At 43.7% G+C, this 21,488-nt stretch carries 25 protein-coding genes; 15 read left to right on the plus strand and 10 right to left on the minus strand.

Annotated features, from left to right (window positions below; genetic code table 11):
• The first annotated feature begins 93 nt into the window (after window positions 1–93).
• The gene (gene infA / locus NEJAP_RS10445) at window positions 94–312 is read left to right on the plus strand and encodes a translation initiation factor IF-1 (RefSeq protein ID WP_028468938.1); all 219 of its coding nucleotides are present in this window, start codon (window positions 94–96) and stop codon (window positions 310–312) included.
• 61 nt (window positions 313–373) lie between these two features.
• On the opposite strand, the gene clpA is transcribed toward infA, so the two are convergent.
• The gene (clpA, locus tag NEJAP_RS10450) at window positions 374–2,629 is read right to left on the minus strand and encodes an ATP-dependent Clp protease ATP-binding subunit ClpA (RefSeq protein ID WP_201347195.1); all 2,256 of its coding nucleotides are present in this window, start codon (window positions 2,627–2,629) and stop codon (window positions 374–376) included.
• Between the two features lie 13 nt (window positions 2,630–2,642).
• A complete protein-coding gene (gene clpS / locus NEJAP_RS10455) occupies window positions 2,643–3,011 on the minus strand; it encodes an ATP-dependent Clp protease adapter ClpS (protein ID WP_201347196.1) in 369 nt (122 codons plus the stop codon).
• Between the two features lie 223 nt (window positions 3,012–3,234).
• Between clpS and NEJAP_RS10460 the strand changes: the two genes are divergently transcribed.
• The gene (locus tag NEJAP_RS10460; RefSeq protein ID WP_201347197.1) at window positions 3,235–3,483 is read left to right on the plus strand and encodes a cold shock domain-containing protein; all 249 of its coding nucleotides are present in this window, start codon (window positions 3,235–3,237) and stop codon (window positions 3,481–3,483) included.
• 67 nt (window positions 3,484–3,550) lie between these two features.
• Here the strand turns inward: NEJAP_RS10460 and icd are convergent, their stop codons facing one another.
• Window positions 3,551–4,807, minus strand: coding sequence for an NADP-dependent isocitrate dehydrogenase (gene icd / locus NEJAP_RS10465; protein ID WP_201347198.1), 1,257 nt, complete (start codon window positions 4,805–4,807; stop codon window positions 3,551–3,553).
• A gap of 122 nt (window positions 4,808–4,929) precedes the next feature.
• Here icd and NEJAP_RS10470 point away from each other — a divergent pair, with 122 nt between their 5' ends.
• The 4 genes from NEJAP_RS10470 to hppD all read left to right on the plus strand — a co-directional run bounded on the left by NEJAP_RS10470 (window position 4,930) and on the right by hppD (window position 7,961).
• The gene (locus tag NEJAP_RS10470; RefSeq protein ID WP_201347199.1) at window positions 4,930–5,571 is read left to right on the plus strand and encodes an rRNA large subunit pseudouridine synthase E; all 642 of its coding nucleotides are present in this window, start codon (window positions 4,930–4,932) and stop codon (window positions 5,569–5,571) included.
• A 168-nt stretch (window positions 5,572–5,739) separates the two neighbouring features.
• Window positions 5,740–5,862, plus strand: a complete 123-nt coding sequence (locus tag NEJAP_RS10475) for a LysR family transcriptional regulator (protein WP_201347200.1) — start codon at window positions 5,740–5,742, stop codon at window positions 5,860–5,862.
• A 200-nt stretch (window positions 5,863–6,062) separates the two neighbouring features.
• Entirely contained in the window at window positions 6,063–6,632 is a 570-nt protein-coding gene (locus NEJAP_RS10480) for a substrate-binding domain-containing protein (RefSeq protein WP_201347201.1), read from the plus strand.
• A 288-nt stretch (window positions 6,633–6,920) separates the two neighbouring features.
• Window positions 6,921–7,961, plus strand: a complete 1,041-nt coding sequence (hppD, locus tag NEJAP_RS10485; protein WP_201347202.1) for a 4-hydroxyphenylpyruvate dioxygenase — start codon at window positions 6,921–6,923, stop codon at window positions 7,959–7,961.
• A gap of 92 nt (window positions 7,962–8,053) precedes the next feature.
• Here the strand turns inward: hppD and NEJAP_RS10490 are convergent, their stop codons facing one another.
• The 5 genes from NEJAP_RS10490 to moaE form a co-directional block, all read right to left on the minus strand.
• The gene (locus NEJAP_RS10490; RefSeq protein WP_201347203.1) at window positions 8,054–8,941 is read right to left on the minus strand and encodes a DMT family transporter; all 888 of its coding nucleotides are present in this window, start codon (window positions 8,939–8,941) and stop codon (window positions 8,054–8,056) included.
• 67 nt (window positions 8,942–9,008) lie between these two features.
• On the minus strand, window positions 9,009–9,326 hold the full coding sequence (locus NEJAP_RS10495; protein ID WP_201347204.1) for a DUF4144 family protein: 318 nt from the start codon (window positions 9,324–9,326) through the stop codon (window positions 9,009–9,011).
• Between the two features lie 145 nt (window positions 9,327–9,471).
• Complete coding sequence (locus NEJAP_RS10500; RefSeq protein WP_201347205.1) at window positions 9,472–10,152, minus strand: DUF1826 domain-containing protein; 681 nt, start codon at window positions 10,150–10,152, stop codon at window positions 9,472–9,474.
• Between the two features lie 186 nt (window positions 10,153–10,338).
• Entirely contained in the window at window positions 10,339–11,334 is a 996-nt protein-coding gene (gene moaA / locus NEJAP_RS10505) for a GTP 3',8-cyclase MoaA (protein ID WP_201347206.1), read from the minus strand.
• Between the two features lie 495 nt (window positions 11,335–11,829).
• On the minus strand, window positions 11,830–12,294 hold the full coding sequence (gene moaE, locus NEJAP_RS10510) for a molybdopterin synthase catalytic subunit MoaE (RefSeq protein ID WP_201347207.1): 465 nt from the start codon (window positions 12,292–12,294) through the stop codon (window positions 11,830–11,832).
• Between the two features lie 106 nt (window positions 12,295–12,400).
• Between moaE and NEJAP_RS10515 the strand changes: the two genes are divergently transcribed.
• The 5 genes from NEJAP_RS10515 to NEJAP_RS10535 all read left to right on the plus strand — a co-directional run bounded on the left by NEJAP_RS10515 (window position 12,401) and on the right by NEJAP_RS10535 (window position 17,201).
• Window positions 12,401–12,844, plus strand: a complete 444-nt coding sequence (locus NEJAP_RS10515; RefSeq protein ID WP_201347208.1) for an NUDIX hydrolase — start codon at window positions 12,401–12,403, stop codon at window positions 12,842–12,844.
• Window positions 12,845–12,877: 33 nt separating this feature from the next.
• Entirely contained in the window at window positions 12,878–13,984 is a 1,107-nt protein-coding gene (gene mnmA / locus NEJAP_RS10520) for a tRNA 2-thiouridine(34) synthase MnmA (RefSeq protein WP_201347209.1), read from the plus strand.
• 6 nt (window positions 13,985–13,990) lie between these two features.
• On the plus strand, window positions 13,991–14,656 hold the full coding sequence (gene hflD, locus NEJAP_RS10525; protein WP_201347210.1) for a high frequency lysogenization protein HflD: 666 nt from the start codon (window positions 13,991–13,993) through the stop codon (window positions 14,654–14,656).
• A gap of 90 nt (window positions 14,657–14,746) precedes the next feature.
• Entirely contained in the window at window positions 14,747–16,111 is a 1,365-nt protein-coding gene (purB, locus tag NEJAP_RS10530) for an adenylosuccinate lyase (RefSeq protein ID WP_201347211.1), read from the plus strand.
• 286 nt (window positions 16,112–16,397) lie between these two features.
• Window positions 16,398–17,201 (plus strand): 2OG-Fe(II) oxygenase family protein, encoded by an 804-nt coding sequence (locus NEJAP_RS10535; RefSeq protein WP_201347212.1) that lies wholly within the window; start codon window positions 16,398–16,400, stop codon window positions 17,199–17,201.
• 34 nt (window positions 17,202–17,235) lie between these two features.
• On the opposite strand, the gene NEJAP_RS10540 is transcribed toward NEJAP_RS10535, so the two are convergent.
• Together NEJAP_RS10540 and NEJAP_RS10545 are read right to left on the minus strand one after the other, a co-directional pair.
• Window positions 17,236–17,568: a YnfA family protein gene (locus tag NEJAP_RS10540; RefSeq protein WP_201347213.1), complete on the minus strand. Its 333-nt coding sequence runs from the start codon at window positions 17,566–17,568 to the stop codon at window positions 17,236–17,238.
• A 24-nt stretch (window positions 17,569–17,592) separates the two neighbouring features.
• A complete protein-coding gene (locus NEJAP_RS10545) occupies window positions 17,593–17,904 on the minus strand; it encodes a DUF6172 family protein (protein WP_201347214.1) in 312 nt (103 codons plus the stop codon).
• Between the two features lie 514 nt (window positions 17,905–18,418).
• Between NEJAP_RS10545 and NEJAP_RS10550 the strand changes: the two genes are divergently transcribed.
• The 4 genes from NEJAP_RS10550 to NEJAP_RS10565 are packed head-to-tail and all read left to right on the plus strand — an operon-like array spanning window position 18,419 to window position 21,475.
• Window positions 18,419–19,255 (plus strand): alpha/beta fold hydrolase, encoded by an 837-nt coding sequence (locus NEJAP_RS10550; protein WP_201347215.1) that lies wholly within the window; start codon window positions 18,419–18,421, stop codon window positions 19,253–19,255.
• A gap of 51 nt (window positions 19,256–19,306) precedes the next feature.
• Window positions 19,307–20,059: a tRNA (cytosine(32)/uridine(32)-2'-O)-methyltransferase TrmJ gene (gene trmJ, locus NEJAP_RS10555; RefSeq protein WP_201347216.1), complete on the plus strand. Its 753-nt coding sequence runs from the start codon at window positions 19,307–19,309 to the stop codon at window positions 20,057–20,059.
• Between the two features lie 4 nt (window positions 20,060–20,063).
• Window positions 20,064–20,315 carry a hypothetical protein gene (locus NEJAP_RS10560; RefSeq protein ID WP_028468873.1) on the plus strand — a complete coding sequence of 84 codons (252 nt, stop codon included), beginning with the start codon at window positions 20,064–20,066 and terminating at the stop codon, window positions 20,313–20,315.
• The gene (locus NEJAP_RS10565) at window positions 20,312–21,475 is read left to right on the plus strand and encodes a cupin domain-containing protein (RefSeq protein WP_201347217.1); all 1,164 of its coding nucleotides are present in this window, start codon (window positions 20,312–20,314) and stop codon (window positions 21,473–21,475) included. The genes NEJAP_RS10560 and NEJAP_RS10565 overlap by 4 nt, the downstream gene beginning before the upstream one ends.
• Window positions 21,476–21,488: the final 13 nt, after the last annotated feature.

Raw genomic sequence — 21,488 nt, forward strand, 5'->3', positions numbered from 1 at the left:
TACTCTTTGATATCCTTAGATAATTCAGGCAGAATACTGCGCTCTGATAATAGGACATTGTTCGAAATCAGCCCTTTCACAGGTAGGTAACGAATGGCTAAAGAAGATAGCATTGAAATGGAAGGTACCGTGGTTGACACGCTACCAAACACCATGTTTCGCGTAGAGCTTGAGAATGGTCACGTAGTTACCGCTCATATCTCAGGCAAAATGCGTAAAAACTACATCCGTATTTTAACGGGTGACAAAGTAAAAGTTGAACTAACACCATACGATTTGACCAAAGGCCGCATCGTATATCGTGCCCGTTAGTACAATCGATCTGGCTTAACTTTATTGTTAAACCAGATCCGAAAGTTCCACAGTGGCAGCCCTAGGCTGCCACTGTTACATTTAGCACTATTTCATTCTGATCATCTACTGACACCTGCACTTCTCCACCCTCTTCTGCAAGATCACCAAATAGAATCATCTCAGCCAATGGCTTTTTAAGCTTCTCTTGAATCAAGCGCTTCATTGGGCGAGCACCCATTTTTTCATCGTAACCGTGCTCACCTAACCAAGTACGCGCATCATCATTAACATGCAAGACCACTTTTTTATCGTCTAACTGAGCCTGCAGTTCTGTTAGGAACTTATCAACTACGCCCATAATGATATCTGGCGACAACGCTTTAAACTGTATAACAGCATCAAGGCGATTACGGAACTCAGGCGAGAACAAGCGTTTAATCGCTTCCATACCATCTGTAGAGTGATCTTGATGAGAGAAACCAATTGAAGGACGACTCATTGCATCGGCACCAGCATTGGTTGTCATAACCAATATCACATTACGAAAATCAGCTTTACGACCATTGTTATCCGTCAATGTACCGTTATCCATCACCTGCAGAAGAATGTTGAATACTTCGGGGTGAGCTTTTTCAATTTCATCCAACAACAAAACACAGTGTGGTGACTTGGTTACGGCTTCTGTTAATAGACCACCTTGGTCATAACCAACGTACCCAGGAGGTGCGCCAATTAAGCGAGATACGGTATGACGCTCCATATACTCAGACATATCAAAGCGAATCAACTCAATCCCCAAAATACGTGCAAGCTGGGTTGTCACCTCTGTTTTACCAACACCTGTAGGGCCTGAGAACAAGAAATTTCCCACGGGCTTATGCGGATCATTCAAACCAGCACGCGACAAACGAATAGCCGAGGATAACGAAGAGATCGCTTCTTCTTGACCCAACACAACCATTTTCAAATTATTATCGAGCTTTTTAAGCTGCTCTTTATCCGATATTGAAACCGTTTTTGGCGGTATACGCGCTATTTTAGCAACGACGGATTCAACTTCATGCACATCAATAATCGGCGTACGGTCTTCTTCACTCAACAATCGCTGATAGGCACCCGCTTCATCGATAACATCAATAGCCTTATCAGGCATGTGCTTGTCATTAATATATCGATCAGCGAGCTCTGCAGCGGCGCGTAGTGCCTCGTCTGTATATTCTATATCGTGGTGCTGTTCAAACTTTTTACGCAGCCCACACAAGATCTCATATGTCTCCTGCACACTAGGCTCAAGCACATCAACTTTTTGAAAACGTCTAGCTAAGGCACGGTCTTTCTCAAAAATACTTCTAAATTCTTGGAAAGTTGTAGAACCAATACAGCGTAAGTCACCCGAGCTTAGTAAGGGTTTTAATAGATTAGAAGCATCCATTGAGCCGCCCGACGCTGCCCCCGCTCCAATGATCGTATGAATTTCATCTATAAAGAGAATCGCATTGTCTTTAACTTTGACTTCATTTAACAATGCTTTAAGGCGTTTTTCAAAATCACCTCGATATTTAGTACCCGCCAGCAATGCGCCCAGATCAAGCGAATAAACGACGCTACCGGTCATTACATCGGGAATCTGCTCTTCAACAATTAACTTAGCCAAGCCTTCTGCAACAGCCGTTTTACCAACGCCTGCCTCGCCCACTAATAATGGATTATTCTTGCGACGCCTAGAAAGAATCTGAATAACACGCTCAACCTCCGCACTACGCCCAATCAATGGATCTATTCGCCCTTCTCCAGCTTCCTGATTAAGATTAACGGCATACTTGCTCAGCGCGCTAGGCTCACTGTTCTTTGTTGCTTCATCAGACTCTAGCAAGCCCTCACCATCATGCTCATCCTGACTTACACGAGAAATACCATGTGAAAGATAGTTAACAACATCAATACGCTCGACGCCTTGCTGCTGCAAAACGAACACCGCGTGACTCTCTTGTTCACTAAAGATGGCAACAACGACATTTGCCCCCGTCACTTCGTTTTTGCCCGAAGACTGCACATGAAATACAGCACGCTGTAAAACACGCTGAAAGCCCAACGTAGGCTGAGTTTCCATCGCAGGGATGTTTTCGGGTAATAGCGGTGTTGTTTCTTCAATAAACAAACTCAACGCTGTTCGAATTGTATCGACATCAGCACCACAGGCCGCCAGCACTCTATGTGCATCTCTGTTATCGAGTAGAGCTAACAGCAGATGCTCAACCGTCATAAATTCATGGCGGCTTTCACGTGCACCTTTGAAAGCAGCACTTAATGTATCTTCAAGTTCACGATTTAACATAGCTATGTCTCCGCTAAACAGCCTCTACTTCAGATAACAAAGGATGCTTATTATCTTTAGAGTATTGATTCACTTGAGCCGCTTTAGTTTCAGCAACATCACGAGAAAAAGCACCACAAACACCTTTACCTTCATTATGAACAGCCAACATGACCTGTGTCGCTTGCTCTTGCGTCATGCTGAAAAAAATCATTAACACCTCAACAACAAACTCCATGGGGGTGTAATCGTCATTTAACAATAGCACACGATACATAGGTGGCTTTTTTAGCTTAGGCTTTGCTTCTTCTGTTGCCAAACTTCCGTCATCTGAAAAAGGCTCATCCCCTTGCTCTCCCTCTGATGCACCACGAATCACATTTCTATATCTTTCGGCCTTCATGAACAATCTCTAATAAAAAATGATGGATAAACTTAAGAACAATTAGCGTCATCGAGTCACAATGTTATACTTAATTTACACAGGAGTGGTAAATCTACTACCAGAAGTCCCTGCATTCATGAGTCGCGCCTCTCAATAAAATCATTGTAGCAGGTGTGAGCTTTGCAGTTCAGGCATACTCTCTGCTAGTAGTCCTGTAAATTAGTCAAAATTGGAGTTTGAAATGCAGACAGGGAAAGTAAAGTGGTTCAATAATGCCAAAGGCTTCGGATTTATCATCGCTGATGAAAATCCAGATGAAGATCTATTTGCCCACTATTCAGCTATACAAGTCGAAGGGTACAAAAGCCTTAAAGCCGGACAACCCGTCAGTTTCGAAACAACTCCTGGCCCCAAAGGCCTTCATGCCGTCAATATAACTCCATTGCCACAGCAACAGCCGGTAGAAGTAGAGGCCGAGGCACAAGTATAAATTGACACTACAAAAACCAGCTAAATCTAGCTGGTTTTTATCATCATCGTCAGTGACACTGTATTCTTTACATGCCTTGAATGATAGCCTCACCAAACTCAGAAGATGTCAGTAACGTTGCACCATCCATTAAGCGCTCAAAATCATAAGTAACAGTTTTCTCACCAATAGCAGCATTAACCCCTTTAAGAATTAAATCTGCCGCTTCAGTCCAGCCCATATGCCGCAGCATCATCTCTGCTGACAAAATTAAAGATCCTGGGTTTACCTTATCTTGCCCTGCATATTTTGGTGCTGTTCCATGCGTCGCTTCAAAAATAGCAATGCTATCTGATAAATTTGCCCCTGGTGCAATACCAATTCCACCTACTTCCGCTGCTAATGCATCAGACAAGTAATCCCCATTAAGGTTTAATGTAGCAATAACATCATACTCTGCCGGGCGCAGCAGTATTTGCTGCAACATGGCATCGGCAATAACATCTTTTACTACGATATCCTTACCTGTTTCTGGATGTTTAAAAACCATCCACGGACCACCATTTAATAACTCAGCACCAAACTCTTGAACCGCCAGCTCATAACCCCACTCTTTAAAAGCACCTTCGGTAAATTTCATGATATTACCTTTGTGTACCAGTGTTAACGACTCGCGATTATTATCAATACAATACTGTAATGCTTTACGCACTAAACGCTGCGTACCCTCTTTTGATACAGGTTTAACCCCTATACCACAGTTATCTTCAAAGCGAATTTGTGTGACGCCCATTTCCTCGGTTAGAAACTTAATAACTTTTTTAGCTTCTACAGACCCTGCTTTCCACTCGATTCCTGCATAGATATCTTCAGAGTTCTCCCTAAAAATAACCATATCTACATCGCCAGGCTGAACAACAGGACTAGGCACCCCTTTAAACCACATCACAGGCCGCTGGCAGACGTAAAGATCTAACTCTTGTCGCAACGCTACATTTAAGGAGCGAATACCACCGCCTACTGGCGTAGTCAAAGGCCCTTTAATACCCACAACAAATTCTTTAAATGCTTCCAACGTCTCTTCAGGCATCCATGTGTCTTGGTCATATAACTGCGTTGCTTTTTCACCTGCATACACCTCCATCCATGAGATTTCACGTTTTCCGCCATACGCTTTTTCGATAGCGGCGTTCACCACATGCATCATCGGCGGCGTGACATCTACACCTATTCCGTCACCAGTAATAAAGGGAATGATAGGATTAAGAGGCACATTCAGTGAATAGTCTGCATTAACGGTAATCTTCTCACCTTGAGCCGGTATTTGAATATTGCTGTATGTCATCGCTCTACTCCATTAATAGCTATTAAATAGATTCGTAGAAATATGTGTCAGCAGGCATAATTAACAAAAACATCCAAACAATTACGCCGCCCTACTTTACTCATACTACAGAAACAGGACCTATGTCTAATATCTTGATTATCAACAAGCCCTTTCAAGTACTCACTCAGTTCACTGATCAAGACGGCCGAAAAACATTAGCTGACTTCATCAAAAAGCCGGGGTTTTACGCAGCAGGAAGGCTTGATTACGACTCAGAAGGATTACTTATTCTGACAAATGACGGGACCCTACAACACACGCTTGCACACCCTAAATTCAAAATGGAAAAGACGTATTGGGCACAAGTAGAAGGCGATATTACTGATAGCGCCTTAGAGCAGCTACGTAACGGTGTAGAACTTAAAGACGGTAAAACACGACCAGCAAAAGCCAAGCTAATACCAGAACCCACTGTATGGAACAGAACCCCACCCATCCGCGACCGCAAAGAGATACCGACTAGCTGGATAGAATTAAAAATAACCGAAGGTAAAAATCGCCAAGTTAGACGTATGACAGCGGCCGTTGGCTTTCCTACATTACGCCTAATCCGCTACGCTATTGGTAACTGGTGCTTAGAAAATCTACAACCCGGAGAGTTTAGAGAAGAAACGGTTAACATAGCGCCTATGCCTAAAAGCCAGAAAACACCTTCAAGAAAAGCACACTCAACACAAAACCGCTCCTCGAAAACCAACGCACGAAAACCCCGCAATCGCTAATACGGCAGAGTATTAGTACATATAGATTTTTCGTGAAGTAATGCTACTAATAGCAAATAGTTTAAAAAGTATATCTACCTATTATCACCTCCATCGATTTAACTGATAGGGTAGTGCGAAAAATCACCGTCTAATATGATCAAATATTCAGCCATGAGGTAACGTTTTATGCGTCTTGATATCGAAGCTCTACGTGTTCTTGATGTCGTTATCCAAGAAGGCAGCTTTGCCAAAGCGGCCGCTAAACTGCATAAAGCTCAATCAGCAGTTAGCTACCAAATAAAAAACTAGAACAGCAGTTTGATGTTCCTATCTTCGACCGAAGCAGCTATCGAGCGGAGCTAACACCCCAAGGACGAGTATTATGGCAAGAGGGACGGCAACTTCTACAGCAAGCTATACGCATCGAAAATCTAGCTGATCACTACTCAAAGGGCTGGGAACCCACATTTGAGCTTGTCATCGATGGCGCTCTACCGTTGGAGCCTGTCATGCGGGCCATGAAAGCGCTGGCTGAGAAAGAGATCCCAACCAAAATCCAGATTAAGGTAGAAGCATTAGGTGGCGTTCAGATGCGTTTTGATCAGGATGAAGCCAATATGATGCTCGTTGTGGATTACACTCCCAGCCCCAAACTAAATGCCATCCCGTTACCAGAAGTGCCTATGATATTAGTCACATCAAAAGATCACTGCCTCGCCCAACAAAAGGAAGTCGATCTTAACCAGCTACTAAACTATGTCGAGCTGACTATTCATGACACCAGCGAACTTCCTACTAGCAAGCGGGACTCCCTTCAATTTGGCGGCGACAAAGTGTTTTACTTACACGGCTTTGATAGCAAAAAAACCTGCCTACTGATGGGCTTAGGTTATGGCTGGATGCCATTATCACTGATTGAAACAGAACTCGCCTGTGGCGAACTAGTAGAAGTGGATTACACAAACTCCCGCCATGCATTCACCCCTAAACTAGTCTATTCAGCAGAGCTACCACTAGGCAAGGCCGGCGAACTGATCTTGAACGAAGTCATTTCAGAATTTGAAGCCTTCTCCCATTAGAAACACCATGCCCTACAAGCACATCTAAAAACTGGCTTAGTGGCAACGAGCCCCCTGCCAAGCAAAAAAAGACGCCTTTCGCTATTACAGCAATGCAACAGCACCCAACAACATCAAATTAACTGATCATCTTTAGCAAAATATTATTCTTTTTTTATCATCATTCAAACGAAAATGATTTTAATCAAGTTTGTAGGCCGAGCCATCTCAGATGACTTCAAAGCTTATGAAGCATCGAGCCATAAGCCTCATTACTCACTAACACCAGAATAAAAAAGGAATAAACAAATGACCGATCAAAGCAATCCTCTAAGACTACAAGGCATTGAGTTTACCGAGTTTGCCAGCACCAACTCTAGCTTCATGCACGATGTCTTTATCGCATTTGGTTTTTCCAAGTTAAAGCAGCACAGCAGCAAAGACATCACCTACTACAACCAGAACGATATCCACTTTTTACTCAACAATGAAAAAGCCGGATTCTCAGCCGAGTTCGCTAAGAGTCATGGCCCTGCCATCTGCTCTATGGGTTGGCGCGTGGAAGATGCTGACTATGCTTTCAAAACAGCGATTCAACGTGGCGCTAAAGCCGCTGATGACGGCAATAAAGACCTGCCGTACCCTGCAATTTATGGCATTGGCAACAGCCTGATCTATTTTATTGATAAGTTCGGTGCAAAAGGCACTATCTATGAAACTGACTTTAACCATCTAGATCAGCCCGTCATAGTTGAAGATAAAGGATTTATGAATATCGACCACCTGACCAACAACGTTTATAAAGGCACCATGCATAAATGGGCAGACTTTTATAAGAACGTGTTTGGTTTTACCGAAGTACGCTACTTCGATATCAAAGGAGAGAAAACCGCATTGATCTCTTATGCGTTGCAGTCGCCCGATGGCAGCTTCTGCATTCCTATTAATGAAGGTAAAGACGATAACAACAACCAGATTGATGAATACTTGGACATGTATAACGGCCCAGGTGTACAGCATATCGCTTTTCGCTCTAACGACCTGCTAACCTCATTAGACAAGCTGGACCGTGATGTAATCGACACGCTAGATATCAGCGACGATTATTACGAAGAAGTCTTCAACCGAGTACCCGGTGTATCTGAAGACCCTGCCCGCGTTAAGCACCACCAAGTGCTTTTGGATGGCGATGAGTCAGGCTACCTGCTTCAAATTTTTACCAAGAACCTGTTCGGTCCGATCTTTATTGAGCTAATCCAACGCAAAAACAATAATGGCTTTGGCGAAGGTAACTTCCAAGCATTATTCGACTCAATTGAGCGTGATCAAGAACGTCGCGGTGTGATCTAAAAAGCCGACCAAGGATCGTGAACAGCTTTAGGGTCTCTTACTTATCAAACCCTTTGAATTAAGAGACCTTAAGCTGAATAGCCCGACCTAACTCAAGCAGCAACTCGCTTGCGCGTTAGCGCTATCCCTAAAATTATTAATAACAACGCCGCTAAGCTGTGCCACTCAATTACTTCGCCCAAAATAAGCGCGCCAGTAAAGTACGCCACTACAGGAATCACGTAATTAATGTTCGAAAGAAACGTAGGACCTGCCGTAGCGATAACTGCAAACAAAGTAATGGTAGCAAACGCAGTCGGTCCGATACCTAACCACAACACGGATAACGTAGCCTTTAAAGAGTAGCTTTGTTGCCACGGTAGATCTTGCCACAACCACAATGGCACTATAGCGATGCTGGAAACAATCATCACACCAGCCGCCGTTACAACAGGGTTATAGGAGGGTAATCGCCTCACCAAAATGGCATTTATCGCATAACTAAAAGTGGCGAGCAAAATCAATAGACCACTCAGTAAGTTGCTGTGAGCCCCTACTAACGACGGCCAAAGCACAATCGCCACACCAGTAATACCCAACACAAAACCGAGTATTTTAAAGCGATTGAGGCTTTCCCCTAACACAAAATAATGTGCCAAAATCATTGTCGCCAACGGCATAAATGCCATCAACAATCCCGCAATGCCCGAACTAACATCCTTCTGACCGGTGGAAATCAGAAGAAATGGCAACAGGTTACCCATAATACCCAGCAGCAAAAACACAGTCCAAGCCAACGGATCGCCAGGTAAACGAAAACCCTTGGCACACATAAAAATAGTTAGGATAATCGCTGCAATCAACACCCTAAGAGCGACGATACCCACAGGGCTAAAGCTATGCAGTGAGACAGCGGTAAACATAAATGACGTACCCCACAGCAGAATGAGTAGCAGCAGAGAAAGCCAGTCTTTAACAGTAGGTATGTAGTTGTGAGTCATGTTTTTGAGTCGCTAAGCATTATTACAGGGGGAATTTAAACGACAACCTATCACTTTTTTGATGCTTTTAAAGTTTAAATGCTTTTGTAATGAGCTGCGAAGCAGCGAATTTAGAAACCCAACACGCACCAATAAATGAAAAGCGCTCTTTGATCATTTCGAAGATTTCGTCTTTATCAAAACGCCGACCAGTAACCATAGGCTTGATACTATTCTCTACTCTTTCATCTAGGGCATATATCTCCCCTACAGAATCTATCAGTAAATCACCTTCTTCATACGAGAAGAAGTGAAGATCGACATCACACTCCCATTCTGATGCACTAGAAATGTATGTGAGTTCACTTCCACCTTCGTATTTAATGATCGCTGGCCATAAAACCAAAATGCTTCCTTATGATAAATAGCATATATATCACCTGCTCATAAATGCACTTTAAACTTGAACAGAAATGACACGATCGTTTCGCTAGATTTCAGAGCCCCATTAATAACTGTATTCGGATAAATATACACAGGTCTGTCGCTACTCAGGCAAAATCCATCGTAACAACAACGCGCTTCTCACCTGAGGTTAAGGCTGGAGATCGATGCACCGCACCCAACCCATCATTGCCATGCCAGCCATCGCCCTTTAACAGTACAACATCACCCTTGCTCGCTTGCTGAATACTAGCAGCATGAGGGTATAAACCCGACTCATCATCGCTTAGCCCCATGTTACCTGCACCGAGTTTACTACGATCCACACCGCAATTTCCGAGCCATTCCGTACCCTGCCCATAATAGGTGCTGACCAGACGACAACCCAATTTATCGGTATGAAAGCGAGGGCACATAGCACGATCTAACACTTGTAACCTGAGGCCAACTTCACCAAGGTCAAACAAGCAGCTATACATGTCCAATAACAAAGCCAGATCTTCTATAAATGCGGATTGTCCCACCAAATTTGGTAATAGTGATGTAAGCGACTGTGTTGGCGTCTGATTATTGAGGACTGAACGTAGATTAAAGTTTGGATTATTATCTACTAGTTTTTGACAGTAGCTGGTGACTTCGTCAGGCAACGACCGTTGCAAAATCACCAGATTTATCGGTTCTTCATAAATAGTTGTCAGCACTTCAGGGGAATCCCCTGTTATATGGTTATCCTCACTCTGGTGACTTTTCACATAAACATTACTTCCTACTAGCTCCGCAGCAGCCACACAATCACCTATTTCATAAAATAAAAAACATAATCGTTACACTATAACATAACAACTAATAGGGTCAGTAATGAAAAGAAAAGTGATGGATTCGACTATGCTAGAAGCCAAATGCTGTTAATGCTCTTGAGGTCGAAGACAATTCTTGATGCCTCATGCTATATGCACAAGGCAGCAACCAGACAATTACCCCCCCGTCATATTCATAAAACGGACTATTTGCACATCACCATCTGAGGTAAAACGGTGTTCTTCAGGTTTATGCGCAATAGCATTACGAATCGCCTCTTTTAAGCGTTCGGTATCTCCCGGGTAGCGGCGTAGAATTGCTTTTAAGTCGAGTGAGTGCTCATTACCCAAGCATAAGAGCAACAATCCTTCAGCCGTTACGCGTACACGGTTACAGTCGCCACAAAAGTTATTGCTGTGCGGGGATATAAAACCAATACGGCTATCGCTATCACCCATGCGCCAGTATTTGGCGGGGCCACCACTGTTCTCGGTCGTCGGCATCAGAGGGAATTCCTCTGTGATAAGTTCTTTTACTTGTTCACTGCTAAAATAGGTTTCTGCTCTGTCGTGCTCTGCAATCACACCTAATGGCATCTCTTCGATAAAGCTAAGATCTATCTGCTTATCTCTCGCAAACTTAACGAGATCAACGACTTCATCATCATTGCGGCCTTGCAGCACCACCGCATTCAGCTTAACGCCTTTAAAACCAACGCCACAAGCCGCGTCTATACCCGCGATCACCTGATGTAAATCACCGATACGTGTTAATGCTTTAAAGCGTGCCTCTTGCAAGCTATCCAAACTGATATTAATGCGTGTTAGCCCTGCATCTTTGAGCTGTTGCGCATAACGGGGCAGTTGCGATCCATTCGTGGTTAAACAAAAGTCTTTCAAACCCGGGAGTGCGCCAACGCCTTTAAACAGTTTAATAACATCTCTGCGCACCAATGGCTCACCACCGGTAAAGCGGATTTTACTAATGCCCAGTTCGGTAAACGCTTTCGCAATCGTGTGTATCTCTTCCAGTGACAACACCTGTTCACGTGGCAAGAAGGTCATGTTTTCACTCATGCAGTAGACACAACGAAAATCACAACGATCTGTTACCGACATCCGAAGATAGGTGATTTGTCGTCCAAATGAGTCTACCAATTGTTCACTTGCCATGCTTCACCTCTACACTAGGTCACTAAAAGGCTGGATCAACACACGATCACCCGCCTCAATCTGGCTATATTGTTCTTGTATCTCTATCAAGCAGTTTGCTTGACCATAAGGCTTGTTAGTCTAAAAACAACACGACACCCCATACGCTGCAATAAACCGATTAGTATCATAGATGCAGTTTTCTGGTAATGGCTGCCCTTAAGCGACAACTTCTTCAATAGCTAACTGAGCTACTTAAAAATGCCAAAATGATGATAACCCTGCCAAATGCTCGACTTACACTTGGAGGCAACACAAGTACAAACGTTTCGTTGATAGCTATGCGCATTTAACTAGCTAACTAGGTTCCTAAAATCAAATTAAGGACAATCGAGGCTCACCTATCTGCCCTTTTCTTCCTCCATACTTATGAGTATGGAGAAAGATTTTTGAGACAGCTTATAACTAAAAACTAACGATTGAATGTTTCTTATACCAGTGTCATTGCCGATTGCATTACCACTGGTTTGCCGCATCCAGGTCTGAAGACTTTTGCTCTACCCAAGCTTCGGATTGTGCGTTTATCTCTTTCTTCCAAAATGGCGCATCTTTCTTTAAATAATCCATGATGAACTGCGCGGCGGCAAAAGCATTAACGCGATGGCCGCTGGCAACGCCAACAAATACAATATTATCATTCAGGGACAGCCGCCCTATTCGATGGATAACAACAACATTTCCCAGCTGCCAACGCTGGCGAGCTTGCTCTACTATTTGTTCTAGTGCACGTTCTGTCATACCTGGGTAATGCTCAAGAAACATCTCTTGCATCTGGGTTTCAACATGTTCGCGTACTATGCCGGTAAATGTCACCACGGCACCACTACTGGCATCATTTGATTTAAGCCTATCGTAGAGCTCGCCTATCGAAAAATCTTCTGCTTGTACTTTGATTAAATTTTTAGCTGCTTGGTCTGACATCACAACACCTCGTTATCGTGAGAAAAATCATAACATTAATGCTATGGTGTGCGCCTTAGTTATACCGATAGTTATGCTGACAGTTACACCGATTTGGGAGAGTAAAATGAGTTGGACACCTCACGCTACCGTTGCCACGATTATTGAGAAAGACGGCCGCTTCTTAATGGTTGAAGAGTTCTCAGACGGATCACGTGTTTTTAACCAACCAGCAGGCCATGTCGAACAGGGTGAAACCTTTGAAGCCGCCGCTATTCGCGAAACCCTCGAAGAAACCGGACGCCATGTGCATCTTACTGGTTTATTAGGCTTGTATACCATCAAGGGTAAAACCAATGATGTGACATATCATCGGCTCTGTTATATCGCTGAAATCGTCTCACATGATGCCGACTACGTGCTAGACAGTGATATCATTAGCACTCACTGGTTTAGTCGTGATGAGCTATTGGCACAAAAAGAATCGCTACGCAGTGAGATGGTACTGGCTTGCATCGATGATTATCTGGATAATCGACGTTTTCCTTTAAATTTTGTTCGTCAGCTGTAGTCTGATGTTTTTGTTTTATGTGTTGAGTGAGTAATGAGTAATACAACCCCACAAAAAGTAATTGTCGGCATGTCCGGCGGCGTAGACTCTTCTGTTTCTGCTGTTCTACTGATCCAACAAGGCTATCAGGTAGAAGGGCTTTTCATGAAAAACTGGGAAGAGGATGATGGCTCTGAGTATTGCACGGCGATGGATGATCTTGCCGATGCACAAGCCGTGTGCGATAAACTCAATATCGTGCTGCACAAAGCCAACTTCGCTGCAGAATACTGGGATAATGTATTTGAATACTTTCTTGCTGAATACAAAGCAGGACGCACACCAAACCCAGATATTTTGTGTAACCGGGAGATCAAGTTTAAAGCCTTTTTAGAATATGCGATTGAGTTAGGTGCTGATTATATTGCTACCGGCCATTACGTGCGCCGTGGTGAACGTGACGGCCACACTAGCCTACTCAAAGGGCTTGATAACAACAAAGACCAAAGCTATTTCTTGCACCAAGTAGGCTCACAAGAGATTCAAAAGACGCTCTTCCCTGTGGGCGAACTAGAAAAACCAGAAGTACGCAAAATAGCTGAAGAACATGACCTCATTACACATAACAAAAAAGACAGCACCGGTATCTGCTTTATCGGCGAACGTCGCTTTAAAGACTTCTTACAACAGTACTTGCCTGCCCAACCCGGTAAAATCGAAACCGATACGGGTGATGTTATTGGTGAGCATACCGGCTTAATGTATTACACCATCGGCCAACGCCAAGGGTTACATATTGGTGGTTTGAAAAACTACCCAGAAGAGCCGTGGTTTGTAGCGGGTAAGGACCTAGAGCGTAATGTTTTAATCGCTGTTCAAGGCATACAAAACGACCTGCTATTTACCGACTGGCTCACCAGTAGTGATATTTTCTGGATCAATGGTACACCACCAAAAACGCCTTATCGTTGCAAAGCAAAGGTACGTTATCGCCAAGCTGATCAGGCCTGTACGCTTGAAAAACACGGCGACGGGACATATATCGTACATTTCGATGATGCACAACGCGCCGTAACGCCGGGGCAATCTGTCGTATTCTATGATAATGATATTTGTTTAGGTGGTGGCCCCATCGACTCAACGGGTAAAAAAGAGGCGTAATTTAAGATGTCCAGAGCGAATGATGAACAAACCGTCGCATTAGCTGCCATGTTTCAAGCAGCATCTCTCGTTGATCAAATTGCTAACCGCGGCATGGTTCCGCAAAATAGCCTTGAAACCAGTATTTATAGCTTGTTTGTAACCGACCCAAAAATTTCTGAAGATATTTTTGGTGGTATTCATGACTTGCCTTTCAACCTCAGCATGGGCTTAAAAGCACTTAATGATGTGGTCGAAAAGAAAAAGAGCACTAAAGATAACAACATTACTAATTATGTTCTTAGTATGATTATGCTGGAACAGAAGCTATCTAAAAACAAAGATATGCTTAATACCATGGGCTCACGAATAGAGAGCATTAAAGAAAAAGCACGCTATTTTAATCCTGAAGAAGAAAACCCTTTAGATAACCCATCGTCTTTTACCCATTCGAATGTGGTTGCCAATGTTGCAAGCTTGTACCAAGACACCATCAGCTCATTTAGCTTTCGCATTCAAGTGGCCGGTGATCCGCGCCACTTACAAAATGCTGAAAACGCAGCGCGTATCCGTGCCTTATTATTGGCAGGTATTCGCGCCGCTATGCTGTGGCGCCAAGTTGGCGGGAAACGCTGGCACTTGCTATTTTTCCGCTCTCGCTTGCGCCCTTCCCTGCGTAAAATCATGAAGTAGGCGTTCTAACCGGCTAATTACAGATTTTTTGTCTTTTATCCGCTATAATCGCGCCTCATTTTTAACCCTTTAGCTACAGCGAGACGATACATGGAGCTTTCTGCCCTCACTGCCGTATCTCCGGTAGATGGACGCTATGGCAGCAAAACTGCTGACCTGCGCCCTATCTTCAGTGAATTTGGACTTATTCGTAACCGTGTTCTGGTTGAGATCCGTTGGTTACAACAACTGGCTGCTCATCCTCAGATTCCTGAAGTCCCTACACTGAGTGAGACAGCAAATACCTTACTCAACAGCATTGTTGACGACTTTAATGAAGTTGACGCTGAGCGTGTTAAAGAGATCGAGCGTACGACCAACCACGATGTTAAAGCGGTTGAGTACTTGATCAAAGAAAAATTCAAAGATAACGCTGAACTGGCTGCTATCAACGAATTCGTACATTTTGCTTGCACCTCAGAAGACATCAACAACCTTTCACATGCGTTAATGCTGAAAGATGGTTTGAGCACTGTTTTACCGATGATGCAGCAAACTGCTGATGCAATCGCTAAAATGGGACGTGACTTTGCAAGCCAGCCTATGCTGTCTCGTACTCACGGCCAAACAGCTTCACCAACGACTGTTGGTAAAGAGATGGCTAACGTTGCTCACCGCTTACAGCGTCAAATCAAGCAACTCGGCCAAATTGAGTTTTTAGGCAAGATTAACGGGGCTGTAGGTAACTACAATGCTCACATATCAGCCTACCCAGATATCGATTGGGAAGAACATGCTCAAACCATGATCAACACACTTGGCTTGACGTGGAACCCGTACACGACTCAAATCGAGCCGCATGACTATATTGCTGAGCTATTTGATGCGGTGTGTCGCTTCAATACTATCCTGATCGATTTCGATCGTGATATTTGGGGCTATGTATCACAGGGTTACTTCAAGCAGCGCACTATCGCTGGCGAAGTGGGCTCATCAACTATGCCGCATAAAGTTAACCCTATCGACTTTGAAAACTCAGAAGGCAACTTGGGTATTGCTAACGCTATCATGCAACACTTGGCCGCTAAACTGCCAATCTCTCGCTGGCAGCGTGACCTAACTGATTCAACTGTATTGCGTAATATGGGTGTTGGTTTTGGTTACAGCATGATTGCTTATCAATCTACACTTAAAGGCATCAGCAAGCTGGAGCTAAACGCAGTGCGTTTAGACCTTGATCTTGAAAATGCTTGGGAAGTTCTTGCTGAGCCAATTCAAACAGTCATGCGTCGCTACGCTATCGAAGAGCCGTACGAAAAGCTTAAAGCGCTTACACGCGGCCAAGCAATGAACAAAGACACTATTCAGGCATTTATCGATACACTCGAGCTGCCAGAAGACGTTAAGGACTCACTCAAGCAGCTAACACCACATAACTATATCGGTAACGCTGTAGAGCAAGCTAAAAAGATTTAATAATTTTTTTGCTTACATACATGTGACATATGTACAAAACGGGGCCATGTTAATGCATGCGCCCCGTTTTTTATTTACGACATCTTATCCCTTTACCCGCATAACTCATTTGGTGCTTTAGCTAAATTAATAAAGCTCTTAAGCATCAGTTTGAAGATAATACCTAACAAAGGAAAATCGGCTCTAATCCATTGGTGCAAGCATAGTGCGCTTATTACAAAATGCAGGCATTATGCTTACAGGGATTTACACTGATTTGAGCAGATATTGGCAAGGAATACCCTCCATGAGCAGTCTAAAAGAGATAGTTAATACTAAGCAATACAACCTCAACGAGAACAGTTTTAGAGAATACTGTAAAAGCACACTTGATCAGCAAGGTGTATTAGTACTGGATAACTTCCTAAACCCAAGCGCCATCCAACAAATCATACAAGAAGGTGAAGCAAGCCAGCACCTAGCTTATTTCTGCCAACAGTCACATAGTGCCTACCTAACACCACCAGATGATAGCTTCCCTGCACAACACCCACAGAACCAACAAGTGATTTCAAGCAAAGGCTGTATTACTGACGACCAAATAGGACAAAACTCGCCACTGCGCTGCGTTTATGATGCAGAAGACTTTCGCCAGTTTCTTTGTTACGTGCTAGGCGAAGAGTCTTTATACGAATATGCAGACCCGCTCTCCTCTATTAACTTACATTATGCTCGCGCTAATGAAGAACTTGGCTGGCATTTTGATAACTCGTCATTTGCCATCACTTTGCTGGTGCAAAAACCTGAAGGAGGAGGAGCTTTTGAGTATGTTAAGGATGCTAGAAATTCAAGCCAAGGGGATATGAATTACCCGCTGGTAAAATCAATATTAGACGCAAAGACTCAAGGAACCACACTAACGATGGAGCCTGGTGCTCTTGTGTTATTTCGCGGCAGAGATTCTTTACATCGCGTGACACCAGTGAAAGGAGACACAACACGTATGCTTGTAGTGTTGGCTTACAACTCACAACCTGGCATCGCATTATCAAAGTTTGCCCAAGAAACCTTTTATGGCAGATCAGCAAAGCCAGCTGAACTCAATCACTGATTTTATGCTTAACCATTAAAGTAGCTATTTAATGTTAACTGTGGCGCGGGGCAAACATAATAATAGCCATACCAGCTAAAGCAACTATAGAGCCCACGACATCCCATGTTGTGGGCCTAATACCATCAACTAGCCACAGCCATACAATAGCAACAAAGATATAAACACCACCATAAGCGGCGTACACACGCCCTGCGGCCACAGGATGTAACGACAAGAGCCAAGCAAAAAACGCAAGACTAGCCGCTGCAGGCACCAGCAACCAAATACTTTTATCTTCTTTTAGCCAAAGATAAGGTAAGTAGCAACCGAGAATTTCTGCAACAGCCGTTAGTAAAAAGAGAAATAAGGTTTTTAATTCAAGCACTTTGTTTCTCTCGTAATAAGGACCTTACATATCCCAATCAGAATCAGAATCTTCGCTTCTTTCACGCGTAGCGGCTTTCGCTAGAATTTCCAAATAGAATGATTCTAATTGCAGCTTTTCTGCTTCATCAATGCACTTGTTGATTTCAGACAGGTGAATGACTCTTGCTTCCTGCTCTGTATTGCCATATTTGCAATCAAAGTCCCAATAATCAGCACCACTTGGTAACTGTTTATTTCTCTCTCTTCTTACGTACTTTTTTGCATCACTCTTAGCTGATTCGATCAAACGAGCGTATTTAATTTTTGGGTGCGACAGTACAAATGTTTTTTTCATGTTTATCCTAAAAATGGGTTGCCGAACCAGCAGCCCCGACATTACATAACGTTGCCGGCATTTTACGTTATTTTTACTTCAGTAGCGATTCACTAACCGATATTTAACATCTCTTATCTACCCATTGCAGCACTTCAAAGATCACAACAAACAATAGAACACACCTAACGCTTGTGTAGAGGAGTCGAATTAGTATTATTCACAAAATGGTCTATCTCTTTTCAACTAAAAGTAGTGTTCACCCGCTTTGTTGAAACAGAATAATGCGTAAGACTTACACCCTTTCTTCGCCCAATGACAGTCCGCACAGACCTTGATACGAAAGTTGTAACATTTCTCATCCGCTCAAATAGCCAAACCATCATTACTGAGACAAAACTCATCGGCATTAAATGACTCGATAAAAGCATTAAACTTGTGATTAATAGGAAAATATATCACTTTATTACAATAGCCAAGGCCACCTTCAGCAGGTAGGGTAGATATTCGTTTTTTCTCTACGGTTACAGGTAAAATGGAAACACTGCAAACTTCTGATAATACTAACATTCACTACATCTCCCTAGGTTCTGGAGATATTACTTTAGTATTTTTACATGGCTGGACTGCCAGTGTGCGTGAATGGTTGCCGTTTGCATCTGAACTGGCAGAAAATCATCGCGTTATCTGCTGGGATGCACGAGGTCATGGTGACCACCCTCATGACGAAAAAACCAATATGACACTCCCCCGCATGGCAGATGATCTGGACGAACTCCTCGAGCAACTCGACGTACATAATGCAATACTCATTGGTCACTCAATGGGCGCACTTACCGCTTGGGAGTACATTCGCCGTCATGGCCAAAGCCGTCTAAATGGCCTGTGTATTGTTGACCAGTCACCAAAGCTGGTAACTGACGAAGAATGGCAGCACGGTGTTTACGGATCGTTAAACGAAACAAAAAATAATCATTTAATAGAAAGGTTCAAGACAGACTTTGCAGAAGGTGTTTTAGAGCTTATTGCTTTTGGTAATAATCGTCGCTCTCGTGAAAACTACGATAATAATTCACGTGGTTTTCAGCACATGCGAGAGCATCTACAAAAATTACCCGCTCACCTCTTAACACAATGCTGGATCAGCATTACCCAGCAGGATTATCGCGAAGTACTTTCTAAAATCAACTGCCCTACTTTGCTCATCTATGGCGATGAAAGCCAGTTCTACAGCCGAGATTTACAAAAGTGGGTTACCAATACAATTTTAGACTCTGAGCTGCTGATATACCCTGAATCGGACCATTCGCCGCACCTTTGGCATAAAGAACGATTTATTTATGATCTGAATCGCTTTATTGACGCTTTGTGACAGCAGGTCTGTCCTCTATAATAGCGACCAAATTTTAATGGTTTGGCTTCTATGACTCCCAATACCCAGCTTAACAATGTGCGCATTGTACTGATTAATACATTTCACCCTGGCAATATTGGTGCGGCTGCACGCGCCATGAAAAACATGGGGCTTTCGCAGCTATGGCTAGTAGACCCGCGTGAATACCCCAGCGAAGAAGCAGACTCCAGAGCCGCAGGCGCTAAAGATGTTTTGGATAATGCAACAGTCGTCGGCACATTAAAAGAAGCTATCGCCGATTGCCAATTAGTCATCGGGACTAGCGCTCGCAACCGCACCTTTGACCTGCCCATTTTAGATGCCAGGAACTGTGCAGAAAAAATCACTTCAGAAGCGGTACAAGGTGAAGTAGCACTCGTTTTTGGTCGTGAAACTATGGGCTTATTGAACGAAGAACTGCAGTTGTGTAACTTCCATGTTTATATTCCGGCAAACCCAGAATACCCAGTTCTAAACGTCGCTCAGGCAATTCAACTATTGAGCTACGAAATCTGGATGGCAGCTCAGACGCCTATAAAAGAAAGATCAGAGTCTGAATACCCTCGCCAAAACGAGATGGAACTGTTCTATACCCATTTAGAAACGGTGATTAGAGCCACCAACTTTATTATCCCTCAGCACGAAGGACGCGCTATGACCAAACTAAAGCGCTACTTCAACCGGACACGCCCGGAAAAAGCTGAACTTGGCATGTTACGAGGTATCCTAGCTTCGGTTCAGGAAACCATTGAAAACCTATCGTCTACAGAAAAAAAGGATTAGCGTAATGCACACAGATCTAACGAACCTTCAAGAAGATGCACGTCGCTTACAAGCTGGCATCGAAGCCGTCGCTGCTGAAATGAGCGCTTATGAAACTAACTTGGGCGGCATACAAGCTTGCGCATTAAAAATCCAAAAGTGCGCAAAAGTGATCGGCAACAACCGTATTGCAGCTGTAGCAGCCAAAGATAAACGCAAAATTATGGATGAGCTTGAAGGCGCCGCAATCGAGCTAGTTGAGTTACTAAAAAGATGATTCCTAACTTCCCTCTAGGCGACATGTCAGTAGACACATTTTTACGTGACTATTGGCAAAAAAAACCTCTACTGATTCGTAATGCTTTTCCTGAGTTTGAGCCGCCCGTTAGCGCGGATGAACTTGCAGGACTGGCATGCGAAGAAGAAGTTGAATCACGGCTGGTTATTCAAAACGCCACGGGGGAACAATGGGAACTAGAAAATGGGCCATTCTCCGGTGAGCGCTTTGCTAACTTACAAGATAGCCATTGGACGTTGCTGGTCCAAGCAGTCGATCACTGGGCACCAGAAGCCAACGCACTACTAGAACAGTTTCGTTTTATTCCTAGCTGGCGCATTGATGACTTAATGGTTAGCTATGCCACCAAAGGTGGCGGCGTAGGCCCTCATTATGACAACTACGACGTCTTTCTCATCCAAGCATCTGGGCAACGACGCTGGGAAGTCGGCGGAATTTATGGTGAAGATTCACCACGTCGAGATGACACACCGGTAATGATTTTACCGGAATGGGACGCCGAACAAACCTACCTCCTAAACCCTGGAGATATGCTCTATATCCCGCCACGTATCGGGCATAACGGTACAGCAGAATCAGATGATTGCATGACCTATTCCGTTGGTTTTCGCGCACCATCACATGCTGATATATTAAGACAATTCACCGATTTTGTAGGCGAGCAGCTTAAAAGCGAAACGCGCTATAGCGATCCTGAGTTAACGCTACAAAAAAGCCCTGGACTGATTCGCCAATCAGATATGGAAAAAGTCAGGTCTATTATGACTGACTATTTGAATGAACCTGAGCTATTGGAGAACTGGTTCGGCCAATACATGACTGAACAAAAGTATGCGGATCAAGCAGGTACGCCCGAAGAGAACGAAAACTACTCAGTAGAAGAACTCACTGAGTATCTACACGATGGCGGATTGATATATCGTGCTGAAGGAAGCCGCTTTGCATACCGAGAAAGAACCGATGGGTCAGTGGTTCTGTTCGTTAATGGTGAGGCCTGTGACATCAGCCAAGAATCTGCAAGTTTTGCTCGCAACCTTTGCGACCTCCCCGCCATCAGCGCCGAACATGCTAATAATGCTGAAGCGCAGGAAGTACTCACTGAGTTATATAATATGGAAGCAGTCTATACAGAGGAATAACCTTACCAACAAC

Origin of the sequence: Neptunomonas japonica JAMM 1380, from assembly GCF_016592555.1 — a bacterium.
Classification (GTDB): Bacteria; Pseudomonadota; Gammaproteobacteria; order Pseudomonadales; family Balneatricaceae; genus Neptunomonas; species Neptunomonas japonica_A.